10 protein-coding genes are annotated in these 12,893 nt (G+C 68.0%); 5 read left to right on the forward strand and 5 right to left on the reverse strand.

Annotation, left to right across the window (positions count from 1 at the left end):
* Positions 1-301: 301 nt before the first annotated feature.
* Both ACFW3F_RS16260 and ACFW3F_RS16265 read right to left on the reverse strand, forming a co-directional pair.
* Positions 302-1,597: a wax ester/triacylglycerol synthase domain-containing protein gene (locus tag ACFW3F_RS16260; protein WP_388059087.1), complete on the reverse strand. Its 1,296-nt coding sequence runs from the start codon at positions 1,595-1,597 to the stop codon at positions 302-304.
* Positions 1,598-1,625: 28 nt separating this feature from the next.
* Positions 1,626-2,879, reverse strand: coding sequence for an acyl-CoA dehydrogenase family protein (locus ACFW3F_RS16265; RefSeq protein WP_388059089.1), 1,254 nt, complete (start codon positions 2,877-2,879; stop codon positions 1,626-1,628).
* Positions 2,880-3,066: 187 nt separating this feature from the next.
* On the opposite strand from ACFW3F_RS16265, the gene ACFW3F_RS16270 reads away from it, so the two are divergent.
* The 4 genes from ACFW3F_RS16270 to ACFW3F_RS16285 all read left to right on the forward strand — a co-directional run bounded on the left by ACFW3F_RS16270 (position 3,067) and on the right by ACFW3F_RS16285 (position 9,321).
* Positions 3,067-5,463, forward strand: a complete 2,397-nt coding sequence (locus tag ACFW3F_RS16270) for an acetyl-CoA acetyltransferase (protein WP_388059091.1) — start codon at positions 3,067-3,069, stop codon at positions 5,461-5,463.
* 154 nt (positions 5,464-5,617) lie between these two features.
* Positions 5,618-6,826, forward strand: a complete 1,209-nt coding sequence (locus tag ACFW3F_RS16275) for an AI-2E family transporter (RefSeq protein ID WP_388059093.1) — start codon at positions 5,618-5,620, stop codon at positions 6,824-6,826.
* Between the two features lie 90 nt (positions 6,827-6,916).
* Positions 6,917-8,149, forward strand: coding sequence for an acyl-CoA dehydrogenase family protein (locus ACFW3F_RS16280; RefSeq protein ID WP_388059095.1), 1,233 nt, complete (start codon positions 6,917-6,919; stop codon positions 8,147-8,149).
* Between the two features lie 20 nt (positions 8,150-8,169).
* Complete coding sequence (locus ACFW3F_RS16285; protein ID WP_388059097.1) at positions 8,170-9,321, forward strand: acyl-CoA dehydrogenase family protein; 1,152 nt, start codon at positions 8,170-8,172, stop codon at positions 9,319-9,321.
* 60 nt (positions 9,322-9,381) lie between these two features.
* On the opposite strand, the gene ACFW3F_RS16290 is transcribed toward ACFW3F_RS16285, so the two are convergent.
* Positions 9,382-10,170, reverse strand: coding sequence for an enoyl-CoA hydratase (locus tag ACFW3F_RS16290; protein WP_388059099.1), 789 nt, complete (start codon positions 10,168-10,170; stop codon positions 9,382-9,384).
* A 25-nt stretch (positions 10,171-10,195) separates the two neighbouring features.
* The gene (locus tag ACFW3F_RS16295) at positions 10,196-10,720 is read right to left on the reverse strand and encodes a DUF1648 domain-containing protein (RefSeq protein ID WP_388059101.1); all 525 of its coding nucleotides are present in this window, start codon (positions 10,718-10,720) and stop codon (positions 10,196-10,198) included.
* A 60-nt stretch (positions 10,721-10,780) separates the two neighbouring features.
* Between ACFW3F_RS16295 and ACFW3F_RS16300 the strand changes: the two genes are divergently transcribed.
* Positions 10,781-11,866: an NADH:flavin oxidoreductase/NADH oxidase gene (locus tag ACFW3F_RS16300; protein WP_388059103.1), complete on the forward strand. Its 1,086-nt coding sequence runs from the start codon at positions 10,781-10,783 to the stop codon at positions 11,864-11,866.
* Between the two features lie 381 nt (positions 11,867-12,247).
* Here the strand turns inward: ACFW3F_RS16300 and ACFW3F_RS16305 are convergent, their stop codons facing one another.
* Complete coding sequence (locus tag ACFW3F_RS16305) at positions 12,248-12,889, reverse strand: TetR/AcrR family transcriptional regulator (RefSeq protein ID WP_388059105.1); 642 nt, start codon at positions 12,887-12,889, stop codon at positions 12,248-12,250.
* Positions 12,890-12,893: the final 4 nt, after the last annotated feature.

Here is a 12,893-nt window from a genome sequence, read left to right on the forward strand (position 1 = left end):
GTTCCTGCTTGTGGTGCGCGCCCCCCCCCCCACGAAGGGTCTCGCAACGTGTCTCACCAGGCCCTTCGTGGCTCGTCGCTTGCGCTCCTCGCACCTCAGGGAGCAGAGGTTATGCGGTTCTTTCGGATTAGGGAGCGGAACGGTGGTCGCTATCGCTCTCAGGCCTCAGGGAGCAGAGGGGTTCCCGCGCTTCGCATTACGAAGGAGCCCCGGTCCCTGAGGAGCGAGCTTGCGAGCGATGGGACACCCTCCGCAGGCTCCAGGCGCTCCACAGGGAGCAGGACTCTGTGGTTCTTTCGGATCAGCCGCCCGACGCACGAGCGAGCAGCCTCACGTACCGGTCCACGTCGTCCATCACGTCGGGACTCGTGGTCACCGAGATGGCGATCCGATCGCCGATCCCGTGCACACCGTGTGTCAGCCCCTGAGCGGTTGACAGGGCGGGAAATCCTGTGGTGAAAAGGATCTCGCCGCCGTCGAGGTCGAGGTCGGCAGCACCACGGTCCACCGACGAGACCACCGTGACGCCGGTGACCGTCTCGGGCGGGGTTTCAAGATCGACGGTTCCGATCCCCCATCGAGTCAGGATCGCGGGCGTCGACTCCGATGCCCGACGCTGCGCGACGCGCAACGGGTCCGTCTCGGCTGCGCGAGCGGCGGCGATCTCGGCGCCGATGAGTCGCGCACGCTCGTGCAGGTCGTCGACGTCGACGCGCAGGTCCACGCCTGCGTTGCGGAAATGATTGCGGGCCTGGGGTTCTCCCGACCGTCCGATCGTCAGCTCGACGCCGAGACGCCGTCCGGTCTCGCCCAGGTACTCCGGTAGTGCCACCGAGATCGCGGTGAGAACCGCGACCGTAACCGGATGCGCGCGGCCGCTGAGCATGTCTCGGTCGAGCACGAGAACCCGCAGCGTCCGCCGCGGTCCGGGCAGGGTGTTCAGCCGGGTCGGCGCGTAACCCGGCGTCGGCGGCGCGGACGCCGAGGCGAGGCGCGCCGCGCGTCGCCCTCGCCGTGCCGTCGTGACGAACTCGCCGGGAAATCGAAGCATTCCGCCGACGACCGTCCCGGCGTCGACCAGCAGCTCGCAATCAGGCGCGCGCGTCACGGCCACTCGTCGTCGTGGAATGGCGGGAGCCGTGAACCATTCGCGCGCAATCCGTGACGCACGTCGGCCGTCGCCCAGTGCGTGACAGATCTGCAGTACGACGACGTAGGCCGCGCCCGTGGCACCCGGGGCATCCACAACCGGACCGAACAGATGCGCCCGCCACGCCTCTCGGGTCGGATCGAGCGGCCGCGAGATGAGTCCGGCGACCTGCGCCAGGCACGACGACCACGTCCGGCTCGACGGGTCCACCCGGACCTGGTCGTCGATGGGCCGGACGGATTCCCAGTACGGACGGTCGGCCGTGCCCGGGACCTCTCGGATCCGGAGACACAGATCGTCGACGAACGCGGCACGGAGCCGGAGTTGCGCCGCGCAGTCCTCAACCGAACTACGCGGCGCAGCAAAGCAATACACCAGGAACTGGTCGTTCGGGATGCGTTGCGACATCCAGTACGACACCGCATCCGCTGCGGCCATCCGGTGCATGGCCGCCAGCGTAGCGACGCGGCTCGCGCTACTTCTGGCCGGCGCTCCAGGCATAGGGCAGGTCGGTACCGTTGAGAGCGTGGTCGCCGACGGCCTGCAGCTTGAAGATCAGCGGGTTGTGCACCGAGATCACGCGGGCATTGCGCCAGTGCCGGTCGAGGCGCAGACGCTCGGAGGTGATCGACGCGCCGCCGACCTCGAACAGTTGCGTGGTCGCGTCGAGCACGGCGGGGATGACCGCGGCCTGCGCCCGGGCGACGTCGAACTCGACGCGGTCGAGGAGTTCTGCGTCCTCCCAGCCGGCGAGCGAGAGCTCATCGAGTTCGTCGGCGATGTCGAGGACCAGTGTTCGCGCGGTGTAGGCCGCGGCCGACAGCCGGCCGATCACCTGCTGCACCAGCGGATCGTGGCGCGGCAGGTCGGCGGTCGAGTGCGTGTACGTGCGCGTGCGGTTGCGCACCCACTCCACGACGTCGTCGGTGGCGCGCTCCGCTATCCCGGCCAGCACCGCGAGTTGCACGAGCTGGAGATACGACGTCGCATACGTCCGGCCTTCCCCGCCGTACCCCGGACCGAGAATGCGCTCGGCGTGAACCTCGACGCCCGCGAACTCGGTGGTGCCGCTGGCGGTCAGGCGCTGACCGAAGCCATCCCAGTCGTCGTGCTGGGTGACACCGTCGGCGTCGGCGTCGACGAGCACCGAGACCCGCTCGCCGTCCTGATCGGCGGCGACGAGGATGTGATCGGAGTAGAGACTGCCGGTGCTGTAGTACTTGGTGCCGTCGAGGCGGAACACGGTGCCGTCGGCGCTCGCAGGGTCCGGAGTGAGGCGCGTCTGATAGCGGTCGATGGCACCGACACCGGGCTCGGTGATGGCGTTGCCGACCAGCGTGCCCTCCCCGACCTTGCGCAACCATCGCTGCGCGGCCTCGTCCGGGAGGGCGGCGAGCTGATCCTCGACGAACGACCAGTGCACGCGCAGGGCCTGCGGCAGATTGGACTCCGCGGCAGCCAGATCGATGAGCAGCCGGAACAACTGCCGGATCGACGCACCGTATCCGCCGAGTTCCACCGGCACGCGCAGTGCGCCGAACTTCGCCTCGCGGAGCCAGGAGACCTCGTCATGCGCCAGCCTGCGGTCGTCCTCGCGTTGCACCGCACCCTCGGCGATCCGGGCGAAGATCGGCGCGAACACCTCGTCGAGCCGCTCGTCGGTCGTTCCGTCGGAGGCGCTGGTGGCGGGCCGGGCGGAGGGCGTGGTGGAAGACACCGTGGACGTCATCAATGGTCCTTTCGATCGCAGTCTGGTCGGCGACAGTGTGGTCCGATCCGCAGAGGCCGACCACTGTTGGAACCGCGCTGACCGCAACACTGACGTTCTCGAGAGGACCGCCGCACACTGACGCTCCGTCGCTCGTCGGCCACCTCCGATGAGACGGCCGTCACCTGAGTGTGTACATGTAGTGGTTATGCCAACAACGCACGTTGATATCGATCCGAACACCCCCGTCGTCGTCGGCGTGGGCCAGGCCTCGGAACGTCTGACCGATCCCGGTTACGAGGCGCTCGGCGAGGCCGACCTCGCTGCCCGTGCGGTGACCGCCGCGTTCGCCGACTCCGGGGGCGAGGTCGCAACGTCGATCGACACGATCGCCGCGATCCGGTCGTTCGAGGTCTCGAGCCCGCTGTCGTCGTCTCCGCTGGGCCGGCCGGACAACATGCCGCGTGCGGTCGGCAACCGCGTTGGCGTCAACCCGCGCCGCGCGGTGCAGGCGGTGACCGGCGGTCAGACCCCGCAGACGATGCTCGTCGAGCTCGCCGGAGCGATCGCCGCCGGCGACTCCGAGGGTGCCGTCGTGTTCGGCGCCGAGGTGATGTCGACAGTCCGTCATCTCATGTCCCAGCCGGAGGATGAGCGCCCGAGCTACGCCGAAGAGGTCGGGGGGCAGCTCGAGGACCGCGGATTCGGCTTGAAGGGCATCATCTCGGTCGCCGAGATGCGGCACGGCCTCGCGTCGGTGTTGCCGCAGTACGCCCTGCTGGAGAACGCCCGTCGGCACGAGTCCGGGCTGAGCCGCGACGCCTACGCCGCGACGATGGGTGAGCTGTTCGCACCCTTCACCGAGGTGGCCGCCGCCAACCCGCACTCAGCGGCACCGACGGCGCGCACCGCCGCCGAGCTCGTTGCCGTCACGGCCGAGAACCGGGTCGTGTCCGACCCGTTCACCCGGTACATCGTGGCGCGCGATCAGGTGAACCAGGCCGCAGCCGTGGTCGTGATGTCGGTGCGTGCCGCGCAGGCTGCCGGCATCGACCCCACGAAATGGGTCTTCCTGCACGGTCATTCGTCCACCGTCGAGCGACCGATGCTGGCTCGCCCCGAACTCGGTTCCGCCCCTGCGGCTCCCGCGGCGGTGCGCCACGCGCTGGAGGTCGCGAGGATCGGACTCGACGACATCTCCGTCGTCGACATCTACAGTTGTTTCCCGATAGCAGTGTTCAACGTCCTCGACGGGATCGGCATGGCGCCCGACGACGCACGCGGTCTGACCGTGACCGGCGGCCTGCCCTTCTTCGGTGGGCCGGGCAACAACTACTCGATGCACGCGATCGCCGAGATCGTCACCCGCGTCCGGCAATCGCCAGGAGAGTTCGGTCTCGTCGTCGCCAACGGCGGCGTGCTGAGCAAGCACGCCGCGGGCGTCTATTCGACGACGCCCGCCCCCTGGCGTCCGGACACCAGCGGACCCGTGCAGTCCGAGCTCGACGCCGTGCCGACCGTACCCACGGTCGCCGACGCCGACGGCGCCGCGGTCATCGAGACCTACACCGTCATCCCGCAGAAGAACGGCCGCCGCACCGGTGCCGTCATCGGCCGGCTGGTGGATCAGACCTCGCCAGAGGGACTCGGTGCCCGGTTCGTCGCCAACCTCGACTCGGATGACGACGAGTTCTTCGAATTCCTCCTCACATCCGACGACCCCGTGGGCACCCCGGTCGTCGTGCGGTCGTTCGACAAGGGCAATCGGGTCGCCCTGACCGCGGCGGCGATGAACTCCAGGCATCCGGCGCTCGCCCCGGCATTCCGGGACTCCTACGAGCACGTCGAGATCCGTCGCGACGGCCGGCTGCTCGAGGTGACCATCAATCGGCCCGACGCACGCAACGCCCTGAATCCAGCAGCCAATGCCGAGCTCGATTCGATCTTCGAGGCCTACTTCGCCGACCCCGATCTGTGGGTGGCGATCCTGACAGGCAAGGGCGACAAGGCCTTCTCCGCGGGCAACGACCTCGCGGCGACTGCGGGCCCGGCGGCTCTGTCGGTGCCGAAGAACGGGTTCGCGGGGCTGACCTCACGGCGCAGTCTGCCCAAACCCGTGATCGCCGCGGTGAACGGGTTCGCGCTCGGCGGTGGTTGCGAGATCGCGATGGCCTGTCACATCGTCGTGGCCGACGAGGACGCGTCGTTCGGCCTGCCCGAGGTGAAGGTCGGACTCGCGGCGGCTGCGGGCGGACTGGTCCGCCTGCCGCGCCTGGTCCCGCCTGCACTGGCGCGTGACATGATCCTGACCGGCCGCCGCATCTCGGCCGCGGAGGCCGCGGCCGCCGGCCTGGTGAGCCGAATCGCCCCGGCCGGAAAGGTTCTCGAGACCGCGCGCGGCGTGGCCGAGGAGATCCTCGCCGCCTCACCGACATCCGTGCGGGCGTCGATCGCCACCATGGAACAGTCCGACGCCATCGCCGATACCGTCGACGCCGTCCACGCCAGCGCCTCGGTGCTGGACTCGCTCATCATCAGCGGCGACACCCTCGAGGGGATCATGGCGTTCGTGATGAAGCGCTCGCCGAACTGGAAGGGACACTGAGAGCTCACCTGAGCAGTCGAACGACGACGAAAGCTCACCGAAAACGCGCGGATGGTCGCCGGATGCTGAACACTTGACCGGCGGCCACTGCGCGCGTTCGCGTCCGGTGGCCGCTGTGACGACAAGTCAGTCGTGTCCAGAAAGGCGGCACACCATGTCCGGTCGTAGTGGGGCAAGCGGAACCAAGGCCTCGAAGCGCACTCCGCCACCACCCTCGTACCGGGTCGACCCGCCCGACTGGACACTGCCTCGGGGCACCATCGTGCTCCTCACCATCGCCGGCCTCGTCGTCGCGGTCGCCGGCATCAAGTCGGTGGCGTCACTGGCCGCGCCGGTCTTTCTCGCGCTGATGCTGACTGTCGCCGTTCAGCCGGTCCCGACCTGGCTGCGCAAGCGGGGTTTCCCGCGTTGGGCCGCATTCGTGACGACCGTGCTCCTGGTCTACGGCATCCTCATCGGACTGTTCGCGGCACTGGTGTTCTCCGTCGCGCGGCTGGCATCGATCCTTCCCCAGTACAGCGACAAGTTCAACGACCTCGTCAGCAGCTTCCAGAACTTTCTCACCAGTCACGGCGTGAGCCACGACAAGGTGCAGGACATGATCTCCCACATCGACACCAGCAAGGTCGTGAGCGCGGTGACCGACGTGCTGGCCAGCACATTCAGCGTCGCCTCGGCACTCGTGCTCGTCCTCGCCCTGCTCCTGTTCATGGCCGCGGACTCGGTCGGCTTCGACGATCGGATGAACATCCTGGACCGGATGCGTCCCGACATCGCGTCGGCCTTTCGCTCCTTCTCCCAGGGGACGCGCAGCTATCTCTGGGTGTCGACGGTCTTCGGCCTCATCGTCGCCGTCCTCGACAGCGTGGCCCTCGCGCTGCTTTCCATCCCCCTGCCGATCCTGTGGGGACTGCTGTCGTTCATCACCAACTACATTCCGAACGTCGGCTTCATCATCGGCCTCGTCCCGCCCGCGTTGCTGGGGCTCCTCGACGGCGGCCCGAGCAAGATGCTCATCGTCATCGTCGTCTACAGCGCCATCAACGTGATCATCCAGTCGGTGATCCAGCCGAAGTTCGTCGGCGACGCGGTGGGACTGTCGACGACACTCACCTTCATGTCCTTGCTCTTCTGGGCCTGGACGCTCGGTCCACTGGGGGCGATCCTCGCGGTCCCGCTCACGCTGCTCGCCAAGGCCCTGCTCATCGACATCGACCCCGCGACGCGCTGGGCGGACGTGCTGCTGTCGTCGGGCGGACGGCCTGACGACGACACCGGAGAGCCCGCGCAGACCCCGGCCGCGGGGCCCGAGGATCCCGCCCCCGGATATGCCCCGGGCGTCACACTGAAACCGGAAACGTGAGGCGGGCTACGCACCGCGCCGATCATTGGGTAGATTCCCTTTCGACCCCAATCTGACCACAACCGTTTACAGATAGGTTGCGCACCGCTCATGGACATGAACTGGTCTCCGGACGACGCTGCGTTTCGCGACGAGGTTCGCGCGTTCCTCGACGAGAAACTGACCCCCGACCTGCGCGCGGCAGGCACACTGCGCACCAGCGTCTACTCCGACCACGAGGCCTCGATGGAGTGGCAGGCGATCCTGCACGAGCGTGGCTGGGCCGCTCCCGCGTGGCCGGTGCAGTACGGCGGTTGCGACTGGTCGCAATCCCAGCACTACATCTTCAGCCGTGAGTCGATCCTCGCCGGTGCACCCTCGCTGTCGCCGATGGGCATCCGCATGGTGTCCCACGCGATCATGGCGTTCGGCACCGACGACCAGAAGAACTTCTTCCTGCCGGGAATCCTCGACGGCAGCGTCTTCTTCTGCCAGGGCTACTCCGAGCCCGAGTCCGGCTCCGACCTCGCGTCGCTGTCGATGGCCGCCGTCGACGACGGCGACGACCTCGTCGTGACCGGTTCCAAGATCTGGACCACGCACGCGTCGGAAGCGAACTGGATCTTCTGCCTCGTGCGCACGTCGCGCCAGGAACGCAAGCAGCAGGGCATCACGTTCGTGCTCATCGACATGAACTCGCCGGGCATCGAGGTGCAGAACCTGGTGTTCGCGTCGGGCGAGCAGGTGCAGGCACAGGTCTTCTTCGACGGCGTGCGCGTCCCCAAGAAGAACGTCCTCGGCAAGATCGACGACGGTTGGACCGTCGCCAAGTACCTGCTCGTCTTCGAGCGTGGGGGCGGCGCGGCGGCTCCGGCGCTACAGGTCATGGCCGAGCAACTCGGCCGCGATGCGGAATCGGTGACGGCTCCGAACGGTGGTCCGCTGTCGCAGGACCCGGCGTTCGCGGCCAAGCTCACCGACCTGCAGGTCCGCGCGAAGATCCTCGAGGTCCTCGAATACCGCGCACTCGCCGCGATGAGTTCGGGCAAGGACCCCGGATCCATCGCCTCGATGCTGAAGATCCTCGGTACCGAGCTGAGCCAGGAGATCACGACCCTGAGCCTGGAGGCCGCAGGCCCCCACGGACGCGTCTTCCAGCCCCACGCCACCAAGCCGGGCGGCCCGATCTTCCAGTACACCCCGCCCACCGACGGCTACGTCAGCGGCGAACCGTGGCAGGCCGTCGCGCCGCTGCACTACTTCAACGACCGCGCGGGTTCGATCTACGCCGGCAGCAACGAAATTCAACGAAACATCCTCGCCAAAGCGGCTCTGGGTCTCTGACGGGTCACAGGAGATAACTGATGGACTTCACACTCACACCCGAACAGCAACTGCTGTCCGACGGTCTCAACAAGTTCCTCGACGCGCGATACGACCTGCAGGTCAGCCGCGACGCGGCCAAGGTCGGCGAGGGCTGGCAGCCCACGATCTGGAAAGCCTTCGTCGAGGACCTCGGCGTGGTCGGCGCCTGCCTGCCCGAGGACATCGGCGGATTCGGCGGCGGCCCTGAGGAATTGATGGTCGTCACCGAGGCGCTCGGACACGCCCTCGTGGTCGAGCCGTTCGTCGACACGGTGGTACTCGGCGCAGGCCTGCTGCACGCGACCGGCAACCCCGCCGCCCTCGAAGCCGCCGGGCGCATCGCCGAGGGCGAGGCCCTGAGCGCTCTCGCCGCACTCGAAGACAGCTCGGGCGGGGTCCTCTCGCGCATCGAGACCAGCGCCGATCGCGACGGTGACGAGTGGGTGCTCAACGGCACCAAGGCCGTGGTCACCACGGCGCCGCTCGCCGACTACCTGATCGTCAGCGCGCGCACCGCGGGCGAGCCACACGACCCCGCCGGTGTCTCGCTGTTCCTCATCGACCTCGCCGACGGCGGCCCGCAGGGCATCGAGCTGCACAGACTGCGCACCATCGACGACCGCCAGGCCGCTGATATCACGTTCAGCGAGGTGCGCCTGCCCGCCGATGCCCTCATCGCCGACGAGAACGCGATCGACATTCTCGAGAAGGCCTGGGACACCGCGACTGCCGCGGTCGTCTCCGAAGCCGTGGGCCTGATGCGCAAAGTCTTCACCGACACCGTCGAATACTCCAAGCAGCGCGAGCAGTTCGGAGTCCCGATCGGCAGCTTCCAGGTACTGCAGCACCGGATGGTCGACATGCATCTGGAGCTCGAACAGTCGGTCGCCGCACAGTATTTCGCGATCCTGTCACTCGAGGGATCTGCGGCGGAGCGCGCGGCCGCGGTCTCGGCCGCCAAGGCGACGGTCAGCCGCGCCGCCCGGTTCATCGGACAGAACGCGGTGCAGTTACACGGCGGGATGGGCATGACCGAAGAGTTGGCGATCGGTCACTACTTCAAGCGCCTCACCGCGATCGAGTACGAATTCGGCACCGCCGACGCCCATCTGGCGCGTTTCGCGTCCGCCACCGCGCAGATCGACGCCTGACTCCATAGCAGAATCGCCACCTCTCGGTTCCGGGGTGGCGATTCTGTTCTCGGAGCCGGCTCAGCTGTCGGTCCAGACCGGCTTCCGCTTCTGCAGGAATGCCGACATCCCCTCCTGCGCATCGCAGGTCATCGCATTGGTCGCCATCGTCTCGCCCATCTCGTCGTAGGCGGCGGACTCGTCGAGCTCGATCTGGCGGTAGAACGCCTGCTTGCCGATGGACACCGTCCGCGCACTCGAGCCGGCGATGTGGAGTGCCAGGTCGCGTACCGACGCCGCGAGCTCCTCGTCGTCGACGACACCGCTGAGAAGTCCCCAGTCCGAGGCGGTCTCGGCGCCGATGGGTTCGCCGGTGAGCAGCATGTGCATGGCACGCTTGCGTCCGATCGCGCGGGACAGCGCGACCATCGGCGTCGAGCAGAACAACCCGATGCGCACGCCCGGCGTGCTGAACCGCGCGCTGCGTCCCGCCACCGCCAGATCACACGTCGCCACCAGTTGGCACCCCGCAGCGAAGGCCATACCCGCGACTTCGGCGATGACAGGCTGACGCACCTCATGAACCGTCCGCATCAGCTCCGTGCACGTCGCGAAGACCGCCCGCTCGTCGTCGAGGGTTCGATCGACGAGTTCGCCGAGGTCGTGCCCGGCAGAGAAGGCGGGCCCGAGCGCCCGGATCACGATCACGCGTACTCGCGGGTCGTCGTCGAAGCCCCGCAGGGCGGCGGTGATCGCGCGCATCGTGCGCGTGGACAACGGGTTACGGCGCCGCGCGTCGCCCAGCGTGATCACGCCGAGGGGTTCGGCGATCTCCGTCGCCACCGCCTCGTGCACGGTCGGATCGGTCATGTTCGGCAGCCTCTCTTCCATATCGTCACTCACGCACGCGGTACCGGGCACCGGCCGCGATGTAGACGGTGTAACCGACCAGGGCCACGACGTAGATGACGAGCGGCACCGCAAAGGCCCAGCCGTTCATCGATGTCTCCCCGGTCGCGGAGAAGATCGTCGTCGCGGCGAGCAGCCAGGCCAGCAGCACCATCGTGGCCGCCCCGATCAGCTCCAGGTCCTCGGCCATCAGACGGTTGAACTCGGTGCGGTGCGCAGGCCGCATCCAGTACTCCTTGCGGCGCCGGCCGGGCAGGTTGATCGCTCGTGCCGGCAACCGGGCGAGCAACGCACCGGAGAAGCCGAATATCACCACGAACAGAAGGCCGACCGCACCGAGTCCGGCCAGCACGACCCACTTCGAATCCCACCTGGTGACCTCGCCGGCGGCGTCGACGTGCCCCGCGATCCGGTCCGGCCCGGCCACGGCGACCGCAACCCACACCGACACGAACACGGCTGCGGCGATCACGAACGCCCATCGTTGCGCGCTCCACGACGAATCGGTCATGCCACGACGATATGGCAGCGCGACGGGAATACGACGCCCGATCGATCGTTGTGTCTCCTCGTGACCAGTACCGCGCTTTTCGAACCGATCGCCCTCCGCGATGTCGAGATCCCCAACCGGATCTGGCTCGCCCCGATGTGTCAGTACAGCTGCTTCGCCGGCGACGGGGTGCCCACCGACTGGCACCTGACGCATCTCGGGTCCCGGGCCGCCGGCGGTTTCGGACTTCTCCTCACCGAGGCAGCGGCCGTGGTCCCCGAAGGTCGGATCAGCGCGCACGACGCGGGCCTGTGGAACGACGACCAGGCCGCGGCGTGGCGACGGATCGTCGACTTCGTGCACTCACAGGGCTCGGTCATCGGTACCCAGCTCGCGCACGCCGGTCGCAAGGCCTCCACCTACGCACCGTTCGCCGATCGATCCGGAGCGATCCCCCTCGACGACGGTGGGTGGACGACGTTCGGCCCCTCCGACGTCGCCTTCGAGGGACTGCCCGCCCCCACCGCGATGACGACCGACCAGATCGCCGCGGTGGTGGAGGCCTTCGCACAGGCGGCCCGTCGAGCCGATGACGCCGGATTCGACGTGGTGGAGATCCACGCCGCGCACGGTTATCTGCTGCACCAGTTCCTCTCCCCGTTCTCGAACCGGCGCACCGACGCCTACGGCGGCGACTTCGACGGACGCACCAGGCTCACCCTCGAGGTCGTGGACGCGGTCCGCGCCGTGTGGCCGTCGTCGAAGCCGTTGTTCATCCGCGTGTCCGGCACCGAGTGGACCGAGGGCGGGTGGGATGTCGCGGAGTCCGCACGCCTCGCCGCCCTGCTCGCCGAACGCGGCGTCGATCTCGTCGATGTCTCCTCGGGCGGCAACGTGCTCGCCGACATCCCGGTCGGACCCGGCTACCAGGTGGACCTCGCCCGCTCGATCCACCGCGAGTCGGGCGTGCCGACCGCGGCCGTCGGCCTCATCACCGAACCCGATCAGGCCGAGAAGGTCGCCGGCGACGACGACATCACGGCCGTCTTCTTCGGTCGCGTTGCGTTGCGAGAACCGTCGTGGCCGCTGCGCGCCGCACACGAGCTGGGCATCGAGCGTCGCGAGGCGCCGTACCCACCTCAGTACCAGCGCGGTTCGTGGCACTGAGGCTGCTTTGGGATCTCTGAACCGAAAGTCCCACAGGACTTCCGCTACCCGATCCGGACGCATAGCCCCTGGTCCTTGATCCGACAGAATCGCATAACCCCTGGTCCCTGATCCGACAGAACCGCATAACCCCTGGTCCCTGATCCGACAGAACCGCATAACCCCTGGTCCCTGAGGTGCGAGGAGCGATAGCGACGAGCCACGAAGGGCTCCGCGAGGTATCGTGCGAGGCCCTTCGAGGCTCGCTTCGCTCGCACCTCAGGGAGCAAGATCGAGGCTCGCTTCGCTCGCACCTCAGGGAGCAAGATCGAGTCGCGCTTCGCTCGCACCTCAGGGAACAAGATCTACGCTCGCTTCGCTCGCACCTCAAAGTCCGCGGACTCAGCGCGGCGGTGTCACCAGCGCGAGGGAGGCAGCGGTCGCCGGTTCGATGATCGATGCCAACGGAGTGCCGGATTCGACGGCACCGGCGGTCAGTTCCCGGAAACCGCCCCACAGGAAGATCGCACGCTGACGGTCCATCGGGACCACCCCCGCCGCGGCCAACGCCGGGGTCGAGGTGAGACCGACGAAGAGCTCGATCCACGCCTCCAGTGCCTCGTCTTTGACAGGTTGGGCCGCGCTGCCGAGTGCGGGCAACTCGCGAATCCAGCTCAAGGTGAGGCCCGGGTACCGTTCACTGGCCGCGACGTACGATGACACCGCCTGTCGCACTTGCTCTTCGATGGATGCCTCCGAATCGACGCGCCGCGCGATCTCGGCGATCATGAATTCGTTGGTCACCGCCAGTAGCGCGAAGAAGCACGCCTGCTTGTCGGCGAACTCCTGATAGAACGACCGCCTGGAGGTCCGGGCGACCCGCACGATGTCGGCGACCGTGGTGTCGCGATAGCCCGCGTCGACGATGCACTCGAGCATCGCGGCGAGCAGCCGATCCCGGGTCGATGCCCCTGCCGATGGGACCAGCCAGGGCGCCGAGAGCGGGGCGAGCGGTTCCGATCCAGCCTTCACAACTGCGAGCATATGC

The organism is Gordonia sp. NPDC058843 (assembly GCF_042743165.1).
In the GTDB taxonomy this organism is placed as follows: Bacteria; Actinomycetota; Actinomycetes; order Mycobacteriales; family Mycobacteriaceae; genus Gordonia.